The organism is Paenibacillus illinoisensis NBRC 15959 (assembly GCF_004000925.1).
GTDB classification, from domain to species: domain Bacteria; phylum Bacillota; class Bacilli; order Paenibacillales; family Paenibacillaceae; genus Paenibacillus; species Paenibacillus illinoisensis.
This window is the reverse complement of record NZ_BIME01000013.1, coordinates 149,335-170,992: the sequence shown is the minus strand read 5'-3', so window position 1 is coordinate 170,992 and position 21,658 is coordinate 149,335. Positions and strand designations below refer to the sequence as shown.

Genomic DNA, 21,658 nt, shown 5'->3' with positions numbered 1-21,658 from the left:
AGCAGGTCCAGCCGGAGTAGCGGGCCCGACGGGTGCCACTGGTGCTGCCGGCGGGGTCCTGGGATTCGCCGATTTTTTTGCTCTGATGCCTCCTGATAATGCAGCTACTGTTGCTCCGGGCACTGATGTAAGTTTTCCACAAAATGGACCAACTAGCGGAACAACTATAAGTCGAACAGGGCCCAGTTCATTCAATCTGGCAGCAATAGGCACGTATCAAGTGCTGTTTCAAGTGAGCATCAATGAAGCAGGCCAACTTATTTTAACTCTCAATGGTGCTGATTTGGCTCCGACCGTAGTTGGGAGGGCAACAGGAACGTCTCAGATTGTAGGGGTAGCCTTGGTACAAACGACTGTCATTAATTCAATCCTAACCGTGCGAAATCCGGCTGGTAATGCTACTGCATTAACGATTACACCTCTTGCTGGTGGAACAAGACCTGTTTCGGCACATCTTGTAATCACACAATTGGCCTAACAAGAAATGAAATCTCATCTTTCACCTTTTGGTTTCAATACCTAAAAATAAAAAGGTGAAGCAAGGTATCTTTAACTGGGATAGCACCCACGTTGTAGAGTGCTATCTCAGTTGGAGCCGTGTATTCATATTAGGAGAAAAGGTAGATGTACACACGTTGTGGAGCTGATTTTGTTTCGAGGAGATCATGATTTCGGCATATAGTAATGTAATCAGGATATGGTCCACATCTATAAAATGAAGAAGAGACATTCCTGGATGTGAAAACACTGCAAGCGGAAAACGAAGTTTTCGTTACATAGGGTCATCTTCTGTTTAGCAATAACGTTCAAGGATCCTATGGACAATTCCGGACGGTGTTCCCACACATTGCTTTGGGATTTTGAATCGGATAACAAGTTCCATATTACTCGCGCATATACATGTACAGGAGACGGGTCAAGACTCTGGCTGTCCTAGGTGTAAGAACGGAGGGGAGAGACATGGGCATTGAATCATCCTGGATGTTTGACTTTTTCGGAACCGTCTTTCCAGTCGTATTTGTTCTGATTATAGGTATTGTTCTTCTGTCTGTGGGGAAAGAAGTATGGAGATGGGGGCGCAACAACGCCGAGCCTCTGCTTACCGTACCTTCGCGAATAACGGGCAGAAGGATGCAGATCAGTCAGTCGCAAGCTGAACCAGGCAGTTCAGCCCGTACGCTGTATTACATTACCTTTGAAGTAGAGAGCGGAGATCGGCTCGAGTTCAAGGTGAACGGAGAAGAGTACGGATTGTGCTCCGAAGGAGATGAAGGCCGTCTTTCTTTCAAGGGAACACGGTATATAGGCTTCGAGCGCTACAACCGCCTGTATTCAGAACGTGTACGCGGATAATCCGGCTGGCTTGCGCCATAGTGGCGTAAGCTTTTTTTAATGTTAATTTTCTTGGACAAGCGTTTCTTAAAGGTGGTATCGTGTTTTTATATAAGGAGAGGGTCTTTATAACAATAAGGTTTCTTGATTCGACATATTCGTATGTGATGACAGAAGCGTATTAATAGAGGAGGAGTTCATGATGTCATTTACAGATCAAGTCGTTGTTGTTACGGGAGCAGCTCAGGGGATCGGACGCAGCGTTGCCGAAGCTTACGCGGTTGCTGGTGCCAAAGTCGTACTTGCCGATTATCAGGAGGCGGAAGGCGCCGCAGCTGCTGCTTCGATTCGCAATGAAGGCGGTGAAGCCATCTTCGTTCAGTGCGATGTTCGCAAGGAGCAGGATATTACGAATTTGATTCGCACAGCCATCGAAGAATTCAAACAGATCAACATCCTGGTGAACAATGCGGGCGTAGCCAGGTGGAAATCTCCCTACGAGCTGACCTTGGAGGAATGGGACGATGTGCTTAATACGAATGTAAGAAGCTGCTTTCTCGCAAGCCGTGAAGCGGCCAAACATATGAAACAAAATGAACATGGAGGCGCTATCGTCAATATGGCATCGACACGTGCGTTTATGTCTGAACCTGAGACAGAGGCCTATGCAGCGTCCAAGGGTGCCATTGTGGCCCTGACACATGCGATGGCGGTCTCACTTGGCAAGGACGGTATTCGGGTCAATTGTATCAGTCCGGGATGGATTGAGACAGGCAATGTGGACGAATTGAAGCCGGAAGATCATGAACAGCATCCTGCAGGACGCGTAGGCGTCCCTTCGGATATCTCCCGCGCATGTTTATATTTGTCGGATCCAAGCAATACCTTTGTCACTGGGACCAATCTGATGATTGATGGGGGCATGACTCGAAAAATGATATATGAGGACTAGAACCGGGATTCCCTCTTTCTGTTGTACAAATTGAATGCTCTAGCATCCGTAAGCCCAAGTTAAGCACTTGGGCTTATTTGAAATTCAGAAATCGGTTGCTATAATGAATGTGATTTTACAACAGAACAAGAATGGAGGGAGTATATGTTCGGGAATTCATCCCGGAAGATCTTTGGCCTATTACTGCTGATTGGAGGGATCATAATGACAGGAATGGCTTCGCCTGTGGAGGCAGACACGGGCGACATACGGGCAGCCTGGGTATGGCAGGCCAAGTCTGTCCAAGATGATGGAGGAGACGAGCTGCTGGCTAACGCAGCTAAACATAAGATCAACAGACTCTATGTCAACGTGGATATGAATTTATCCGATGAGGTATATCGCACGTTCATATCCAAAGCCAGTAAAGCGGGTATTGCTGTTGAAGCACTAGGAGGGGACCCGTCCTGGGCTGTTCGAGACCGGGAGGCACCAATGCTCCGTTTGGCTGCGTGGGTTTCTGACTATAATCAGGGAGCTGCTGCAGAAGAACGATTTGATGCCATCCATCTGGATGTCAAACCTTACGTTTTGCCTGCATGGAAAGACGATTCAGAGCCTTTGGTTCAGTCATGGGTAGCGAATATGTCATTGTTGCTTGAACAGGTCGAGGCGAATGGTGCCATCGACATTAATGTGGATCTGCCATTTTGGCTGGATTCTTATACGATCGCGGGTACAAAAACAACAGATGATACAGATAACCTGCCGTTATCACGCTGGTTCATGGAACAGTTTAATCATGTTACTTTACTGGCTTACCGCGATAACGCACAAGGGAATAACGGCATTATTCAACTCATTGAACAGGAAATGAATTGGGCTGATGCCAGCGGTGCTTCAGTCACCGTTGGGGTGAATACGAAGCCGATGCCTGGTGAAGAATTTACGACTTTTGCCGGAAAGGGAGCAGCGCAGCTGGAGAGTGTCTTGGCAGAGGTTGCGGAATCCTTACGTAATCATGCTTCATATGCCGGTTCTGCCGTTCATGATATCGTGTATTGGGGACAGCTTGAACCGGATGGAGAGATTGCCCCGGAGAAACCAGCCCCTCAGCCTGAGATTCGCGGAACTTACATCTGGGAGGCCTCGCAGGTAACGGATGATGGCGGTCAGCATGTTCTTGAATTCGCCGCAGCACAGCATATTAACTTTTTATATGTCCGGCTTGATCTGGACCAGCCCTATTCAAGTTATCGCAGTTTTGTTAAACGAGCCCAGGCACAAGGGATTGAAATTCACGCCATGGGCGGCCATCCCATCTGGGGTAGATCCGAGAACAGACCACGGATCGAGCGACTGATCAATTATGTGAAAAATTATAATGCCGAAGTTGAACCCGAAGAACGATTCAAGGGCATTCACCTGGATATCGAGCCCTACACACTGCCGGAATGGAATTCCGACCGGGATGCACTTTTGACAGAATGGGCTTCCAATATCTCCTTTTTCCAGGAAGAAACGAAAAAGGACAGCAGTTTGGAGACCAGTGCCGATCTCGCTGTATGGCTGGATAGCTTCCCTTTGCCAGGACAGGACATGTCTGTTACTGAATTTATGATCCGCACATTGGATCATGTCTCTCTCATGGCTTTCCGTAACACGGCCGAAGGGTCCAATGGCATTGCCGCGGTGGTCAGACAGGAGATGGAGATCGCCGACCGTTTGGGCAAGCCGCTGCTGATTTCGGTAGAAATGAAAGAGAATCACGAAGGCGCCCATATCTCATTTTATGAAAAAGGTGCTGCCGAGATGGAACAGCAGCTTGCGAAGCTGCCTGAACTGCTGAAGGATTATGAAGCCTACCAAGGTAACATGGTACATGCGTACGATTACTGGATTAATGCCAAGCCTTAATTAGGCTGGTTATATAGGAAATGTTTTATCTCGGGACTTCACATGGGGTGAGGTTCCGGGATTTTTTTGTGGAAAAAAGCTGGATTCGTGTCACCGAATAGGCTCCTGCACAATACGATGTACGGTGATGAAGAGCTGAAGCAAGGGAGGAAACAGAATATGGCTGTTATTAAAGCCAACTCAGAAGACGTCAAGCTGCTGGCAAGACTGATGAGGGCAGAGGCTGAAGGTGACGGCGAACAGGGCATGCTGCTCGTAGGTAATGTGGGTGTGAACCGTGTGCTGGTGGACTGTTTGGATTTTGGGGACATTCGTGACATTAACCGTATGGTATTCCAGAATCCCGGTGGGTTCGAATCGACCCAAAAAGGCTATTTCTATCAGCGGGCGAGACAATCCGAGATTCGCTTGGCACAACGTGTAATTAATGGAGAACGGATCTGGCCGGCCAGCAATTCCCTATGGTTTTTCAGGCCCGTGGGCGATTGTCCTCCAACCTGGTATAACCAGCAAAATACGGGCCGTTTCAAAGCGCACTGTTTCTTCAGTCCGACAGGTGAAGATTGTCCGGAAGTTTATTAAATTTTAGGAGGAATTACAATGATTAATCAACCATATCAACCAACAACACAGGCACTGGGTCAACAAGCCAACTCGCAAGTTCAAGGAACATCCTATAAAATCGGTAATGGCATGCCTACGACGTCGCCTACACCAGGCATGGTATCACCTAGCATGGTTTCTCCAAGCATGGTTTCACCAAGCTCCACAAGCGTACCACCGCTTGTATCCAGCGGCAGTCCAATGACACCAACAGGTGGAGTTGTAACGACAACTGCGCCGCAGTTTGAACAATCATACATCGAAAATATCCTGCGCCTGAACCTCGGCAAATTTGGTACATTCTACATGACATATGAAGGTAACAAAGAATGGAATGCTCGCATTTTCCAAGGAATTATCGAAGCTGCAGGTCGTGATCACATCATTATCAGCGATCCTAAGACAGGAAGACGTATTATGCTGTTAATGGTTAACTTCGATTATGCTACGTTTGATGAGCCATTGTTGTACCAATATCCGGGCGTTATCGGAAACTATCCTCAAGCTCCAAGCAGATTCTAATTCGTTATTAAACGGGGGTTTCTGTAGAAAGAATGTTTAACCAAGCTGTCCCGCACGTGGATTCAAATCCACAAGTGGGACAGTTTTTTTCGTTATAATGGAGATCGTAGTAACCTTTACTCGCAATCATGGCACTTATACATATACAGGCTGAGCAAGACGCTCACAGAGAGGAGTTTACATCATTGAATGAGTGGATTGAGGGAGCCATCCGGGGCGAGCCTGAGGCTTATGAGCAGTTAATGAAACAGTTCCGCGGAATGGCGCTTGCTGTAGCTTATAACAAACTGGAGGATGGTTTCTGGGCTGAAGATATTGTACAGGAGGCGTTTACAGAAGCATTTGCTAATCTGTCGAAGCTGGAGACAGCCGAAGCCTTTCCGGGATGGTTTAAAGTAATTGTTGAACGACAGTGCTACCGTTGGTTAAGGCGCAAGCAGCACAGCACTTCCCCTGAACAGGAGTTACTGTACAACATTGATTCGAGCGAAGAGGGGGATAACCCTGAACAGCTTGTTTTGCAAAAGGAACGGTATCGGATTCTTCGCGATTCCATATCTAGTCTGCCGTTATCCATGCAGCATGTAGTGGACATGTTCTACTTTCAGGGATATTCGCTTAAGGAAATTTCCGATTTCCTTAGCGTATCTGTTCCGGCATTGAAGAAAAGGCTGTTCGATGCCAGGGCGAAGCTGAGGCGTACATTACCTGTAGCGGACGTTATAACCGTATTTAATGAACTTTATGAAGGGGGTAAAGGCATGCTGCATATTACCAATGGAGATCATGCTGCAGATCGTCTGCGGCAAAGCGGGGTCGAAGGAGAGGTTATGGTCTGGCGGGAACTTTACACCTTTGGTCCTGTTGTCCAAGATATGGGGAACGAGTTGGAGAGAAGCAAGCGCGCTGCCTATCTGGAACAGCAATTAGGGATTCCCCAGACGGAATATATGCAAATTGCGGAGCTGGAGCGAAAACTGCATGCGTTTCATCAGTACAAGGAGATTGTACTCTGGTTTGAATATGATCTCTATGATCAGGCGATGTTGTCTTATCTGCTGCACTATTTTAATGGTCAATCGCTCGGGGATACCAAGCTGAATCTGTTATGTATTGATGCGTATCCTGAAATAGAGAACTTTCGGGGGCTGGGACAGCTTACACCCGGACAGATCGGACGTTTGTCTGGTACGTGGCATGTAATGGGAACGGAGGAGCTCCAGGCGGGAAGTCAGTTCTGGCAAGCGTACACCTCTTCCGATATTCAGGATCACATGGATTATTTAAAACAAAACAGTACGGTTCTCCCATTTGCGCATGCTGCATTTGAGGCTCACTTGACCCGCCTTCCTTCACAGTCGAATGGTCTGGGTGCAATTGAACAAGCGACTCTGGAAGCTGTGAGTCAAGGTGTCGATCATCCATATCAACTCTTTAAACATGTGAGTGAACGGCTGCATGTGTTGGGGATGGGAGACTTGGAATATTGGGCACATCTGAGAAGAATGACCATGGAGCCCTATGCCCTACTACAGATTAGCGGAGCAGATACGTTCCCTGATTTCACCCAGCACCATGAACATTTCCGTAATGCAGTCTTGTCTCTGACTGAGCTCGGTATCCAGGTACTCGCTGAAGAAGCAGACTATGCGGAATTACGAAGAGACGAAATGTGGATTGGAGGTTTGTGGAACGCACAAGGCGAAGAACCGCAGTGTCGATGGGATACAGAGTCCCGTTTCCCTGTCAAAATAAGCACATAAGGTTATGTCCTTATCTCGAATTACCATCAAAGAGTATTCCTGAATTTGGATATCAACGGGAATACTCTTTTTACGTTTTACATTTTACTTGGAATTCAATTTTGACACCCAACGAGCACGAGATATAAACAATAAACCCGTTTGGGATCTGTTCAACATAGTCAGTTAGCAAATGTAAATAAGACGGCGTATTCGCTACCTTTGTAAAGTAATTTGCTGGTTAGCATCATTTCGTTGTCATAGGACACGGATTGACTGTGTAGTTTAGAGTTATATAATAAAAGAAGCATATCCTTTTATTCGACACAATCCAGAAGGAGGTGGAAGCATTGGGAAGTTGAACCTGCATATGAGCGGCAGAATGGCTAATATCCTACATTTTCGAAGGAGGTGGACCTATTTGCCGAAGAATGACGGCGAATAGGATGACAATTTGAGTGACCCCTTACCGAGTATATTAAATTTATTTTTAATTGCTTTGCTTGTATTGATGAACGGTTTTTTTGTCTCGGCAGAATTCGCGATGGTAAAAGTTCGCGGCAGCCGAATTGAGGCTTTGGTGGAAGCAGGTAACAAAAGAGCCATCTATGCTTCTAATATTGTACGTAACCTGGATGCCTATCTGTCTGCGTGCCAATTGGGCATAACGCTGGCTTCCCTGGGACTCGGCTGGCTCGGAGAGCCTGCCATTGCACACTTGCTTGAGCCCATGTTTACTGCGTTTGGACTCGGCCCGGTATATGTACACGGAATTTCGATTGTGATTGCATTTGTTATTATTACGATTTTGCATATTGTACTCGGGGAACTTGCTCCCAAGACGATGGCAATCCGCAAATCGGAGACGGTCACGTTATGGTCTGCGGTCCTGCTTACGTTCTTTTACAAATTGATGTATCCCTTTATCTGGGCTTTGAATGGTATGGCGAACAGCCTGCTGAGATTGTTTCGAATGGCACCTGCTTCGGAGCATGACTCGGCACATAGTGAAGATGAAATACGCATTCTGATGAAAGAAAGCAATAAGAGCGGTTTAATTGACAATACTGAATTGGCGCTTGTTGATAATATATTTGATTTTACGGCAACAACTGCCCGTGAAATTATGATTCCGCGGACGGAAATGATCTGTCTGAACGCCAATCAGTCCATGCTAGAAAATCTGGAAATCGCCAGTGAAAGCATGCGAACCCGCTATCCGGTTTATAACGGTGACAAGGACCACATTATCGGCTTTATTCACATTAAAGACCTAATGCGGTCCCAGCTCACAGATACCATTTCTGTAATCCGACCAATTCTTGCTGTTCCAGATTCGACGCCAATCAGTGATCTGCTGAAGCGTATGCAGCGCAGCAAGACACAGATTGCCATTCTGATTGATGAATACGGCGGAACTTCTGGAATGGTAACGCTGGAGGATATTATGGAAGAGATCGTGGGCGAGATTCAGGATGAGTTCGATCATGAGCGTCCTGCCATTGAGAAAGTAGATGAGATGGAATACTCCATCGATGGCATGATGCTGATTGAAGAAGTCAGTGAGCGATTCGAACTGGATATGGATCGGAGCGACTATGACACGATTGGTGGCTGGCTGTACTCCAGAGTGGAGACGATTCCGCCTGAAGTCGGTCAATCCGTTGAATATGGAGGATATGTATTCGTCATTCAGGAGACGGAGCATAAGCGGATTTCACGGGTAAATGTAATTAAGCTTGAAATGTTGGTTGAGGAAGAAGGGGCTTAAAGCCAATATAAAAGTTTAGGTCTTTGTAAAGGGCTGTGCAGTAAATAACTGTACGGCCCTTTATCTGTCTATCATTGGCGTGCATGACTGGAAACAGGGTATAATAAAGCAACTTTGCAAGTGAGGAGGGACCATCATTAGCTATCACATTGAAGTGGGATTCACACCCGTATTTGAGTTCATGGCCAGTTTGCATACATACATATGCCGGAAATCACATAAAAAGATCGATCTAACATCAAGCTGGGCGCAGGAAACAGAAGAGAAGCTATCATCCGATCTTATAACTGTTCTACAAGACATGAAAGTGGATGATGATTGGAAATGGACCTATTTACTTGTTTGTTTACGGCCACAGGCTGAACAGCCAGAAGCGTTTATAGACTGGTTCAGCGGTCTTACAGAAGATGAGTTAGAAACTATTCTTGGTCGGTATCCTTTTCCTTTTCCAGAAGACTTGAGTGCATATAGGAACAGGATGACCTATGTATTAACGGAGTGGAATCAGCAATATTTCCGTTCGGTTGACCTTTCAATTTTGGAACATTTGCAGCAGGAGGCTCAACATCGAAGAGAGCAATTGAATCATTCTCCTCAAGATGAGGTGCTGGACGACGCAACGAACGGTTTGATGTTTCGCCCATTTAATGGACTCGAGAAATTACTGCTTGTGCCGCAATTTCATTTTCAACCACTTAATGTCATTTTGTCTTTTGGAGATACAATCATATGCCATTATTCTGCGAGAATGTATACCGGAGATCAGGAGTATATTCCTACCCATCAATTGCGGGTAATTCGCAGTTTGGGAGAGAAAAACAGGTTGAAAATCATGCGTTATCTGTACCAGGGACCCCGCACATTCATTGAAATTGTTCGTCATTTGAAACTGTCTAAAGGAATCACCCATGATCATCTCTCGAAACTACGCGGGGCCGGATTGGTGTATGCACACTTCGAAGGGGAAAGTCTGGTCGAATATACGCTTCGACCTCGTGCACTTGAGCAAATTCTGCCTAATGTCATGAATTATCTGAAGCAATAACCTTTATCAAAATGTGGTTTTTGCAAAAAAATTAGCTTTTCAAAAAGCCGTAAGATTGCTGCAATGAGCCTGAACATTTTTCAGGTTTTCCGCGCAATCATACGGCTATTTTATTGCTTTAAAGTGGATATTAATGGGTTTAATATAAATATTTTTTTGTGGTTCTCTATTTACAGAACCAATTCGCGTTCTTATAATAGGGCTTATCGAACTTATACCTTACTAATTTCATAGGAATTATACATATTTAAATGGTTCTGAAATTAGGATCGGCTGAGTGAGAAATATATGAGTGATGACAATTAGGGAGGGCACTATGAGATTAAAAGCATTATCTTGGGCATCGTTGGTAATCAGCAGCACACTATTGTTGTCTGCATGCTCCGGCGGTGCGGGTACAGAGACAACATCTTCCGCAAGCGGAACAACGCCTTCAGGCTCACAGGCAACACCAGTCGCAGCATCTACTTTGGATGCACCATTTCAGGCAACAGATCTGAATCAACTGCCCGACACAGCGAAGAAGAGAACCGATACGATTATTGTGGGGCTTACAGATCCAAGCGGCGCCTTCACACCTTATTTTCATCAGAGTGGCTATGACGGCAATGTCGCTTCATTGTTATTTGCTTCGCTTGTTACAGTGGATGAGAAGGGATTGCCTATCGCAGATCTGGCCGAAAGCTGGGATGTATCTGATGATGAGCTTACATACACGTTTCACCTGAGACCGGATTCCAAGTTCAGTGATGGTTCACCACTTACGGCTGACGATGTGGCCTTTACGTGGACGATTCTGCATGACAAGTCCTATGACGGCGGATTCGATATTTTCTCTTCACAGGTTAAAGGTGGCAAAGCGTATACCGAAGGAAAATCGGACCATATTGAGGGCATCAAGGTGATTGATCCACAGACCATTTCCGTGACACTGGAGAAGCCTAACGCTACTGCGCTGCTTACCCTTGGTTCTGAAGTGCTCTCCAAAGCCTATTACGGCAAGGACTATCAATTCGGGAAGCTGGATTATATCAAAAATCTTCACTCCAATCCGGTAGGCACCGGTCCTTATAAACTGGAAAAGTTCATTCCAGGTCAAGAGGTTCGTTTCGTAGCCAATGAATATTACTACAAAGGTAAGCCGAAAACTGAGCATTTCATCTACAAAACATCCGAAGGGGATACCTGGCAGTTCATCGAAACGGGTGAGATCGACTTCACTTCTTTTACGGCTACCCAGGAAAACATCGACAAGCTTAAAAATATTCCTTACCTTAATCTGCTGCCTTACACACCTAGCACATATGGCTACTTACAGCTTAATCTGGAACATGAACAATTGCAGGAAAAAGAAGTTCGGCAAGCCATTACTTATGGTCTTGATCGACAATCCATCTATGTGGATGCCAATCAGGGTGCAGGTGCCGTAGCTAACATTCCCGCTTCGCCAATCTCCTGGTCCTATACGGAAGAGGGCATTAACCCATATGCATATGATCCAGACAAAGCCAATCAAATACTGGACGAAGCAGGATGGGCCAAGGGTGCCGATGGTATTCGTGAGAAAAACGGGAAGAAGCTCTCTCTTCATTTTCTCGGGACCAAGAGCCCTGCCACTGATATTTTCATCGCTGTAGCCAAGGAGAACTTTGAAGCCATTGGAGTTGAGTTCCAGCCTGAAGTATTCGCCGATTTTAACTCGCTTGTGTCCAAAGTAGAGAGCGGCGATTATGATGTTGCTTCATTCTCCACACCGATGCTGACAGACCCTTCAGATGGACTTCAACAATTCGTCGATGGAGAACTGAAGGGATATGACAATCCCAAGGTAAAAGAACTATACAACAAAGGTCTGGCGACAACGGACATTGAAGAACGCAAGGCGGTATACCAAGAATTATATCAATTGCTGAATGATGAGCTGCCCGTCATTTTCACAAGTTACAAAAAGACAGTCTACGCCTATAACGGCCGGATTGATGGGCTGTCTGTCAGTCCTTACCGAGGCATTGCAACCAGCTTGCCGGAATGGTCTCTGAAGTAAATAGGAACTAAACAAATCGTCCCTTGTGTTTGCGAAATCGCAGATACAGGGGACGCATTGATAAGGAGACAGAAATGAGTACTTATATTGTGAAACGGATGACGTACATGGTCGTCATTTTGCTGGCAGCATCCGTCCTAATCTTCAGTCTGTACGCTCTCACACCGGGTGACTATATCTCCAGCAATATCAAACTGAGTCCTGAACGGAAAGCCGAGCTGCGGGAACTGTACGGATTGGACAAGCCTGTTATAGAGCGCTATCTCATCTGGATGAAAAATGCGCTCCACGGGGACTTTGGTTATTCCCTGGCACAGCAGAAGCCGGTGCTGGCATTGTTCAATGAATACATCTGGAACTCGTTCCTGCTTGCTGCAGTAACCACATTCCTCACCTGGTTTATCGCCGTAATCGTCGGCGTCATTGCCGCATACAAGCAATATTCGTGGTTTGATACCTTAGTGATGATTGGCATATTTGCCGCCATGTCTGTGCCTTCATTTTTTATCGGACTATTCCTGATCAAAATGCTGGCCGTTGACCTGAAGTGGCTCCCGCCAGGCGGAATGATCACCACGGGCAGCAACGCAACCGGTCTGGCTTATGTCAAAGAGGTGATTCAGCACATGACCCTGCCTGTGATCGTCATGACTCTGCTCGGTGTAGGATCACTTACCCGTTATTTCCGCAGCAACATGATTGATGTCATTAAGCAGGATTACATTCGCACGGCAAGGGCCAAGGGATTAAAGGAGAGCAAGGTCCTTTACACCCATGCTCTGCGTAATGCTCTGCTGCCTGCAATCACTCTGATCGGATTTGAGCTTCCATCTCTATTCGGGGGATCATTAATTATTGAGAAGATATTCAGCTGGCCCGGAATCGGTCAACTATACATGCAATCTTTTTCACTGCGGGATTATCCGCTTCTTATGGGGTTTACGATGTTTATCGCAATTCTGACCGTTATTGGAACGCTTCTGTCCGATGTGCTGTATCACATTGCAGATCCGCGTGTCCGTCTGCAATAGGGAGGCTGTAACCATGACATCTTCAACATCTGTTACTAGAAACGCCGCAGAAGCTACCGTACCTGTTCGGGTTGCACCCAGATCATCTTTGTGGAGGTTGTCGATTAAACGCCTTCTCAAAAATAAACTTGCCGTCGGTGGGTTTGTTGTCGTTTTGTTCATGTTTATCGCCTGTTTTATTGGACCCTTGTTCTCTCCCTATACGGATAACAAGATTAATATGGCAGCCATGAAACAAGGACCGAATATTCATCACTGGCTGGGAACAGACGCTTTGGGCAGAGATGTGCTGACCCGTGTATTAATGGCTGGTCGAATCTCGCTGACGGTCGGATTGGCATCGATGGTCCTGTCCGTATTTATTGGTTCTTTCCTCGGAGCTATTGCAGGCTACTACCGCGGGATTGTGGATCAAGTTATCATGCGGATCGCCGACTTGCTGCTTACGATTCCGGGATTACCGTTGTTGTTTATTTTCGGAGCACTGTTGTCGGACTGGAAGGTTCCACCGGATTCAAGGATGTATATCGTCATGCTGATGCTTAGTTTTGTAAACTGGCCCGGCATGGCACGAATGGTGCGTGGTCAGATGTTGAGTCTGCGGGAGAGGGAATTCATGCAGGCGGCGATTGTGCTCGGATTGCGTGACCGGCGCAAGTTGTTTCATCATCTCCTACCGAATATCGTACCGCTATTAATCGTTATGGCTACGCTGAATATCGGAGGTTCCATTCTCAGTGAGTCGGTGCTCAGTTTTTTTGGACTGGGCGTCATGCCGCCAACACCAACCTGGGGCAATATGATTGATGCCGCCAACAACATGATTGATTTTCAACAACATCCGTGGTTGTGGATTCCTCCGGGGTTGTCCATTTTTGTTACCGTAATCGCCATTAACATTTTTGGTGATGGTCTGCGAGATGTTTTAGATCCCAAACAGAAGAGAAGGTGAATACTCCACCATGCAAAATATGATTGAAATTGAACAACTCGAAACTCATTTTTATACAGAAGAAGGCAATGTCAAAGCCGTAGATGGTGTGAGTCTCCAAGTACGTGAAGGAGAGACGGTCTGCATCGTTGGCGAATCAGGATGTGGCAAAAGTGTAACTGCCATGTCTATCATGGGTTTAATCGAAGAACCAGCAGGTAAGGTGGTAGGGGGAGCCATTCGTTTTGCCGGGAAAGACCTGCTTCGCGAGAGCAAAACCTCTTTGCGGACCATCCGAGGAAACGAGATCTCCATGATCTTCCAGGAGCCCATGTCTTCACTGAATCCCGTCTTAAAGATTGGGGAGCAGCTTATGGAGCCGTTAATTGTGCATCTAAAAATGAGTAAAAAACAGGCTCGTGCGAGAGCCATTGAACTCATAGCGGAAGTGGGGATTTCCCGCCCGGAACAAATTGTGAACAGTTATCCGCATGAACTGAGCGGGGGGATGCTGCAGCGTGTTATGATCGCCATCGCTATTTCCTGTGGGCCCAAGCTATTAATCGCAGATGAACCGACTACTGCACTGGATGTAACCATTCAGGCTCAGATTCTCGATATGCTTCAGCAAGTCAAGTCGCAGTCTGGAACCTCCATTTTGATGATTACGCATGACTTGGGAGTTGTTGCCGAGATGGCCGATTACGTAGTGGTCATGTATGCGGGCAAAGTTGTGGAAGAAGGGGAGGTTGTGCAATTGTTTGAATCCCCCAAACATCCTTATACTCAAGGACTGCTGCGTTCCAAACCAGTGATCAATCAGAGACAGGAGGAATTGTATTCAATCCCTGGGCATGTGCCTGATCCATTATCACTGAGAGATGCCTGTCATTTCGCAGATCGGTGTGAGCATTGCATGCCAGTATGCACTTCACGTATGCCCGCTCTGCAGGATCTCGGGCAAGGACAAAAAGCAGCCTGCTGGTTGTATGAGGAGGCAGTAAACCATGGCTGAACCTTTGCTCGAAATTGAACATCTCAAGACGTACTTTCCAGTACGCAAAGGGTTAATGAATCGCATTGTGGGACATGTGAAAGCAGTGGATGATATCAGTATTACCATTCATGAAGGCGAGACTTTTGGTCTTGTGGGTGAGTCAGGGAGCGGTAAAAGCACGGTGGGAAAGTCCATTGTTCGTTTAACGGAAAAAACAGATGGACAGATTCGTTTTCAAGGTGTGGACATTCACAGTTTGTCTATGCAGGAGGTACGGAGGATTCGCCCCCAGCTCCAACTTATTTTTCAGGATCCCTATAGCTCCCTTAATCCACGCATACGTATTGGTGATGCCGTAGGAGAAGCACTGCTGGATCATGGACTTGCTGCAGAAGGGGAAGTGCGTGATCTCGTGAAGGAGGTACTAGGGGCGTGTGGCTTGTCATCCTACCATATTGATCGCTTTCCGCATGAGTTCTCAGGTGGGCAGCGCCAACGAATCGGCATAGCACGGGCCTTGGTCCTGAATCCCAAATTAATTATTGCGGATGAACCGGTCTCCGCACTGGATGTATCCATTCAAGCACAGATCATTAATCTGTTTAAACGGCTTCAGCAGGAAAGAGGGCTTGCATATTTGTTTATCTCCCATGACCTTAGTGTAGTGGAACATCTCTGCGATCGGATTGGGGTCATGTATCTGGGATCCATGGTTGAGACAGGACCAAGGGATGAGCTCTTTAGAAACCCGCTTCATCCCTACACCAAGGCATTGTTATCCGCCGTGCCTGTGCCGATTCCGAAGTTAAAACGCGAGCGAATCGTCCTGAAAGGCGATATTCCCAGTCCAGTCCATCCACCAGCCGGATGCAAATTCCATACACGCTGCCCGTGGGTAACGGACATCTGTAAGCAGCAAGTGCCGGAATATCGAAATATGGGCGGCAATCATTATGTAGCTTGTCATTTGGTGTGAAGGTGCTGCAGGGGAGAGCTACCCTCAAATGCTATCATCTTAAGTCGCTATTCTAGCGGCTTTTTTTGTCTTTTTTTATGCAAAAAATAAAGCATAGTGGAGTGGTTATAGTTATAGCTTCGTAAAATTGGTCATAGGATGAGTCTTGACAAGGGATAGCGATGTCCCGCATATTTAACTTAAACACTTTATAAAGTATATTTATTAATACGGATGATCAACCACATCAAGAGAGGAGTTACAAAGATGGCGACCTGGTTTCTCATCGTAATCTATCTGGCTTTTATAAGCCTGGGACTTCCGGATTCACTACTTGGATCTGCATGGCCGGTCATATGGCCGGAAATTGGTTCCTCCGTAGGCTCAGCAGGTTTCATTTCCATGATTATTGCCGCAGGCACTATTGTTTCCAGTCTGGCAAGTGGGAAAATGATTCAGAAAATGGGCACAGGTAACATTACGTTGTTCAGCTGTTTGCTAACCGCAATTTCGTTGATTGGATTTTCCATGGCACCTTCAATGTTGTGGTTTATGATCTTGGCCGTTCCACTCGGCCTGGGCGCAGGAGCCGTGGATGCAGCGTTGAATCATTACGTCGCCGCAAATTACCAGGCGCATCATATGAACTGGCTGCATTGCTTCTGGGGCGTTGGCGCTACCATGGGTCCAATTATCATGGCTGGTTATATAGCGGATCAGAACTTTTGGAGAGGCGGTTATGCTGCAGTTGGTGTCATCCAGCTTGTACTGGTTATCGTACTTCTTATCACGCTGCCGTTATGGAAAAGAGTGGCTGCATTGCGTGAGACGGCACCAACAACTATGACCGATAACGAAACAAAATCGGAAATACGTATTCCGGGGAACGTCTTGAAATTAAGAGGCGTTAAGCCCTCATTGCTCGCTTTTCTGTTATATTGCGGGGTTGAAACCACAGTCGGATTATGGGGAGCCAGTTACTTGGTTGGAACGAAAAGCATCTCAGCAGAGATGGCAGCGGGCTGGATTTCCCTTTATTACGGAGGTATTACGTTTGGCAGGTTCATTACAGGTTTTATCTCGTTAAGAGTCCATAACCGATTATTAATTCGCTATGGACAATGGACAACGATCCTCGGAGGACTCCTATTACTGCTTCCGCTTCCTTCATCGTTTTCGGTAGCAGGCTTTATTTTAATCGGGCTTGGTCTAGCGCCAATCTATCCTGGACTTTTGCATGAAACGCCGGCTCGCTTCGGGAGAGAAAACTCCGTCAAGTTAATGGGGTACCAGATGGCTGTCGCTTATAGCGGTACGACTCTGCTTCCTCCGCTCTTTGGATTTCTTGCAGCGAAGACCAGTACGGATTCATTTCCGGTTGTAGTGTTTGTTCTACTCCTATTGATGTTATTTAGCGCGGAAACCGTGAATCGCATACTTCTAAAATCTCAGAATGTGGGGAGGTGAGAAGATGGCATATGTTATTTTAGCTGTTATCATCTGGGTCGCAGCTTATGCGTGTTTAGCATTGTCGAAACAGTCTATGGAAGTGAAACCGATGCGCTCCGTCGATGATTGGTTTGAGTAAAGGAGTACAATCCTAAATAAAGAGCGTTGACATGAAACCAGTTACATGGATTACGCTTGTTATGAAGTTTAATTGCATACCGATTACCGTGAGAACATGATTATCCTATTTTTCTGTCCTCTTTATAAATATACATTATAAAGCAGGCGTGAAAAGTGTTTGGATTATTTTTAAACAAAGAGGGGATTGCTACATGATTAAACTTGTTGTAACTGACTTAGATGGAACGTTCCTCAACAGCAAGGGATTATTCGATATTGAAGTATTCAGCAAAGTGCATGCAGAAATGCAGAAGCTGGGAATGACCTTTGCGGCATGCACAGGAAAACAGTGTGAACGGGTGGAGAAGTTGTTTGGAGAACATGGCAAGGGGATATGGGTCCTTGGAGATAGTGCAGCCAGAATCAAGAAAGATGGGGAAGTCGTAAAAGAATTCAGCATTCAGCGAGAACTTGCTTTACAAAGCATTGAATCCATACAACGTTTTGCTCCAGACATGACCCTCATTGTATGTGCAAGCGATGCAGCATATGTTCTTTCTTCCATCCCAGAAGAGATGTACAACGTGGTTAAAAGCTCTTATGAACAGGTTAAGAAGATTGACTCTTTCCACGAGATCGACAGCCGCTTAATTAAAATAACAGTATACGATACCAGAGAACGGAGTAGTGCCTTAAGGAAACATGTAGAAAAGACACTTGGCGGCCAAATCTATATTGTGGATTCAGAACCCAAGTGGCTTGATATTACAGCACTGCATACGCATAAAGGAGAGACGGTTAAAAAATTGCAGGAGCTGCTCGGCGTCACTTATGAACAAACGATGTCCTTTGGGGACGGAGAGAATGATGTAGAGCTTATGGGTATTGCCAAATACAGCTTTGCGGTCAGCAATGCTTGTGAGAATACCAAAAAAGCAGCGCGTTTTATTACAAAATCCAACGAAGAAAACGGTGTTCTCCTGACTATACAAGACTGTATGGACCTTCAAAAAAACGTGAATTGAAAAGGGAGTTGATAACATGACTGAGGAAGAACGGATTTTAAACGGGATTTTGTTCAGTCCCAGCCATCCGGAACTAAAGGCCATCAAACTTCGTTCGCACAACTTAAGCCAGCAATACAGCCAGATGTTCGAGGATCAGGCAGAGGAACGTGAAGCGATTCTGACGCAGATCCTTGGTCACAAAGGCGAATCCTGCTTCATTCAAGGGCCTGTATTCTTTCATTATGGTGTTCACACAGAGATCGGCAATCATTTCTTTGCCAACTACAATCTAACGGTTCAGGACGATGCCAAGGTTACCATTGGAGACCATACCAGTTTTGGACCTAATGTAACGATTGTTACTCCCATTCACCCGTTTATCGCATCTGAACGCCGGCAAATGCTTGATCAGAACGGTGATCCGAAGTCTTTGTGTTACGCCAAACCCGTAACGATCGGAAACGATGTATGGCTATCTGCTAATGTAACGGTATGCGGAGGAGTTACCATCGGAGACCGTTGTGTAATAGGTGCCGGAAGTGTAGTGACCCAGGACATTCCAGCAGACTCCTTCGCAGCAGGTGTCCCCTGTAAAGTCATTCGCAAAATTACAGAGGCAGACAGCATGCGTTATAAACCGGAAGTCATGGCGGATTGCCGTGTTATCAAATAGCAACCATTCTAAAGGGAGCAAGTGCTTGTCCAGACCCGGATAAGAAACTGGCTCCCTTTGCTGCGCAAGGATCCTTCTGGGAGCGCCGCACCATCATCCTTGACCCACGAATCCCATCCATGTTAAGTTTTCTGTATCTGAAAGTTGAAACCATACGATTTTAAAGGGGGATAGAGTTATGACTGAATTAGAGGTTGTAGATGTTTATGTGAACCTGTCACTGGATATGAACATTGGCATGGTTCACCAAATCATGAATCGGAATTCGGAGCTTTATCTATCCACGCATCGTTTTACCTGGCTTTGAGTTTCTTTTTTGCTTGGATTCATCCGAGAGTGGATACAATAAGGGAATCATGTCATGATCATAACCTCATTTATTTAGCATCGGAATATAAATGAAAAGGATGATCCCTTATGTCAATGATAAACGTATCAAACCTGACCTTTGCCTATGACGGCAGTTACGATAATATTTTCGAAAATGTGAGTTTTCAATTGGACTCCGACTGGAAATTAGGCTTTACCGGAAGAAACGGGAGAGGGAAAACGACCTTCCTTAACCTTTTGCTTGGTAAATATGAATATAGTGGCACCATCTCAGCCCATGTTGATTTTGAGTACTTTCCTTTTCCTGTTGAGAATAAAGACTCGATGACACTTGATGTGATAAGTGATGTTTATCCAGACTATCAGCATTGGGAACTGGTACGGGAGCTTAACCTTCTGAAGGTTTCCGAAGATGTTTTGTACCGACCATTCGATTCCCTATCCAATGGAGAACAAACGAAAGTCATGCTGGCTGCCTTGTTCATGAAGGAAAATCAATTTTTGCTTATTGATGAGCCAACCAATCATCTCGACATGCATGCCAGAAAGCTCGTCAGCAGTTATCTAAGCAGAAAAAGTGGCTTTATTCTCGTATCACACGATAGATCCTTCCTGGATCACAGTGTAGACCATATCCTTTCGATCAATAAAACGAACATCGAGATTCAAAAAGGCAATTTTTCCGCCTGGTGGGAGAATAAGAAGAGACAGGATCAATATGAGCTTGCAAGCAACGAAAAGTTACAGAAAGACATTAAACGCTTATCCGACTCCGCCAAACGAACTGGCGGTTGGTCACATGAAGTTGAAAAGTCCAAAAACGGGACTAGGAACTCCGGTTCGAAAGTGGATAAAGGCTACATTGGACACAAGGCTGCCAAAATGATGAAACGGTCCAAAAACATCGAACAACGGCAGCAATCTGCCATTCAAGAAAAATCCAAACTTCTCAAAAATATCGAAAGTGCTGAACGGCTGCAGATTCATCAATTGGACTTTCACAAAAATGAAATTGTCCAATTGGAAAATGTGTCGATTGCATATGGCTCCAATATTGTTTGTAAGGATATTTATTTAACGGTTGAAAAAGGAGACCGAATCGCTCTTTACGGTAAGAATGGTTCGGGTAAATCAAGCATTCTTAAATTGATTTGCGGCGAGGATATTGCCTACACAGGTCAACTTCGCAAGGATCCTCAGGTCAAAATATCGTATGTATCACAGGATACCTCGGGTCTCGCGGGAAGCTTATCCGAGTATGCGATGACTCAGGGCATTGATGAAAGTCTCTTCAAATCAATATTACGCAAACTGGATTTCTCCAGGCTGCAGCTGGATAAGGATATTTCAACGTTTAGTGCTGGACAAAAAAAGAAAGTACTGATTGCCAAAAGCCTTAGTGAGGAAGCACATTTGCACGTTTGGGATGAACCACTTAATTTTGTTGATGTCATTTCCCGCATGCAAATTGAAGACTTGCTGCTTGAGCACTCGCCAACACTTCTTTTTGTGGAACATGACAGCGAATTTTGCTCGAATATTGCCACGAGTATCATTGAGTTATGAATAGAGCAGATGTGACTCTTTAAAAGCCTATACGAAATGGAAAATATTTAGGTTTCACTCTCGCTGCAGAATTCACAATAAGAAAAGACGCTGCCGACACGAACGTCGGAGCGTCTTTTTTTATTTTTGAAACCTGTGACCCACTCCGTCCGTTTATACCTTACACAAAATCAAATATGACATTGGAGGAGGAATACATATGTTGAAAATGAGTCTGTCGTCCATTCTGAAAATTACCCTTGCTGCTGCATTATCGGTGCCTGCAATTCTATCCATTCCTGTTGGCAGCACTGCCGCAGCTAGTCCTGACATTGTATCTGGTGCACTCACTGCACCACCACCGCCGGAGGAGCAAACTGTTCACTCACTGGCAGCTCTCAAGTATATATATCAGGCAGCAGGGAACGTTTCTCCGGGAGGAGGGCTGACAGCGAACGTTACTACATCAACAACAACTTACAAGGAAATGAAATCACTTCAGGTGGATTACCGGCTGGAACGCTGGACGGGCTCAAATTGGGTGACGTATCGGTCTGGCACCAAAAGTAAAACACAAACACAATCCCTGACGGCACAGTCGAGCTGGACGGTGATCACAGGTTATTACTACCGGGTCGTTAGCACACATACGGCGAATGACGGAACCAATTCTGAAAATACAACCGATATTTCGAATAATGTATTATTTTGAT

At 45.8% G+C, this 21,658-nt stretch carries 19 protein-coding genes and 1 pseudogene; all 20 read left to right on the top strand.

From position 1 onward, the window contains the following. A pseudogene (locus PIL01S_RS25340) lies at nt 1–478 on the top strand (collagen-like protein); the annotation flags it as partial. A 482-nt stretch (nt 479–960) separates the two neighbouring features. Next, the gene (locus PIL01S_RS25335) at nt 961–1,353 is read left to right on the top strand and encodes a DUF2500 domain-containing protein (RefSeq protein WP_095287123.1); all 393 of its coding nucleotides are present in this window, start codon (nt 961–963) and stop codon (nt 1,351–1,353) included. Between the two features lie 181 nt (nt 1,354–1,534). Beyond that, entirely contained in the window at nt 1,535–2,284 is a 750-nt protein-coding gene (locus tag PIL01S_RS25330; protein WP_127540220.1) for an SDR family NAD(P)-dependent oxidoreductase, read from the top strand. Between the two features lie 204 nt (nt 2,285–2,488). Further along, nucleotides 2,489–4,180: a hypothetical protein gene (locus PIL01S_RS25325; RefSeq protein WP_246058556.1), complete on the top strand. Its 1,692-nt coding sequence runs from the start codon at nt 2,489–2,491 to the stop codon at nt 4,178–4,180. 159 nt (nt 4,181–4,339) lie between these two features. Then, nucleotides 4,340–4,762, top strand: a complete 423-nt coding sequence (locus PIL01S_RS25320; protein ID WP_095287120.1) for a cell wall hydrolase — start codon at nt 4,340–4,342, stop codon at nt 4,760–4,762. 18 nt (nt 4,763–4,780) lie between these two features. Continuing rightward, nucleotides 4,781–5,305, top strand: a complete 525-nt coding sequence (gene gerQ / locus PIL01S_RS25315; protein WP_127540216.1) for a spore coat protein GerQ — start codon at nt 4,781–4,783, stop codon at nt 5,303–5,305. Nucleotides 5,306–5,490: 185 nt separating this feature from the next. After that, the gene (locus PIL01S_RS25310) at nt 5,491–7,068 is read left to right on the top strand and encodes a sigma-70 family RNA polymerase sigma factor (RefSeq protein WP_127540214.1); all 1,578 of its coding nucleotides are present in this window, start codon (nt 5,491–5,493) and stop codon (nt 7,066–7,068) included. A gap of 433 nt (nt 7,069–7,501) precedes the next feature. Next, nucleotides 7,502–8,818, top strand: a complete 1,317-nt coding sequence (locus PIL01S_RS25305) for a hemolysin family protein (protein WP_127540212.1) — start codon at nt 7,502–7,504, stop codon at nt 8,816–8,818. A gap of 478 nt (nt 8,819–9,296) precedes the next feature. Further along, the gene (locus PIL01S_RS25300; protein ID WP_246058555.1) at nt 9,297–9,863 is read left to right on the top strand and encodes an ArsR/SmtB family transcription factor; all 567 of its coding nucleotides are present in this window, start codon (nt 9,297–9,299) and stop codon (nt 9,861–9,863) included. A gap of 316 nt (nt 9,864–10,179) precedes the next feature. After that, entirely contained in the window at nt 10,180–11,907 is a 1,728-nt protein-coding gene (locus PIL01S_RS25295; RefSeq protein WP_127540208.1) for an ABC transporter substrate-binding protein, read from the top strand. Nucleotides 11,908–11,981: 74 nt separating this feature from the next. Next, nucleotides 11,982–12,938: an ABC transporter permease gene (locus tag PIL01S_RS25290; protein ID WP_127540206.1), complete on the top strand. Its 957-nt coding sequence runs from the start codon at nt 11,982–11,984 to the stop codon at nt 12,936–12,938. Between the two features lie 13 nt (nt 12,939–12,951). Continuing rightward, on the top strand, nt 12,952–13,890 hold the full coding sequence (gene opp4C / locus PIL01S_RS25285; RefSeq protein ID WP_127540204.1) for an oligopeptide ABC transporter permease: 939 nt from the start codon (nt 12,952–12,954) through the stop codon (nt 13,888–13,890). 10 nt (nt 13,891–13,900) lie between these two features. Next, nucleotides 13,901–14,884 carry an ABC transporter ATP-binding protein gene (locus PIL01S_RS25280; protein WP_127540202.1) on the top strand — a complete coding sequence of 328 codons (984 nt, stop codon included), beginning with the start codon at nt 13,901–13,903 and terminating at the stop codon, nt 14,882–14,884. Further along, nucleotides 14,877–15,842: an ABC transporter ATP-binding protein gene (locus PIL01S_RS25275; protein ID WP_127540200.1), complete on the top strand. Its 966-nt coding sequence runs from the start codon at nt 14,877–14,879 to the stop codon at nt 15,840–15,842. Before PIL01S_RS25280 ends, PIL01S_RS25275 begins: the two co-directional genes overlap by 8 nt. 246 nt (nt 15,843–16,088) lie before the next feature. Further along, entirely contained in the window at nt 16,089–17,288 is a 1,200-nt protein-coding gene (locus PIL01S_RS25270) for an MFS transporter (RefSeq protein ID WP_127540198.1), read from the top strand. A 314-nt stretch (nt 17,289–17,602) separates the two neighbouring features. Beyond that, a complete protein-coding gene (locus PIL01S_RS25265) occupies nt 17,603–18,415 on the top strand; it encodes an HAD-IIB family hydrolase (protein ID WP_127540196.1) in 813 nt (270 codons plus the stop codon). Nucleotides 18,416–18,431: 16 nt separating this feature from the next. Beyond that, the gene (locus PIL01S_RS25260) at nt 18,432–19,070 is read left to right on the top strand and encodes a sugar O-acetyltransferase (protein ID WP_127540194.1); all 639 of its coding nucleotides are present in this window, start codon (nt 18,432–18,434) and stop codon (nt 19,068–19,070) included. Between the two features lie 178 nt (nt 19,071–19,248). Further along, the gene (locus PIL01S_RS30105; protein ID WP_261779958.1) at nt 19,249–19,377 is read left to right on the top strand and encodes a hypothetical protein; all 129 of its coding nucleotides are present in this window, start codon (nt 19,249–19,251) and stop codon (nt 19,375–19,377) included. Nucleotides 19,378–19,487: 110 nt separating this feature from the next. Further along, a complete protein-coding gene (locus PIL01S_RS25255) occupies nt 19,488–20,966 on the top strand; it encodes an Lsa family ABC-F type ribosomal protection protein (RefSeq protein WP_127540192.1) in 1,479 nt (492 codons plus the stop codon). Between the two features lie 199 nt (nt 20,967–21,165). Continuing rightward, complete coding sequence (locus PIL01S_RS25250; protein ID WP_127540190.1) at nt 21,166–21,657, top strand: hypothetical protein; 492 nt, start codon at nt 21,166–21,168, stop codon at nt 21,655–21,657. The last annotated feature ends 1 nt before the right edge of the window (nt 21,658 follow it).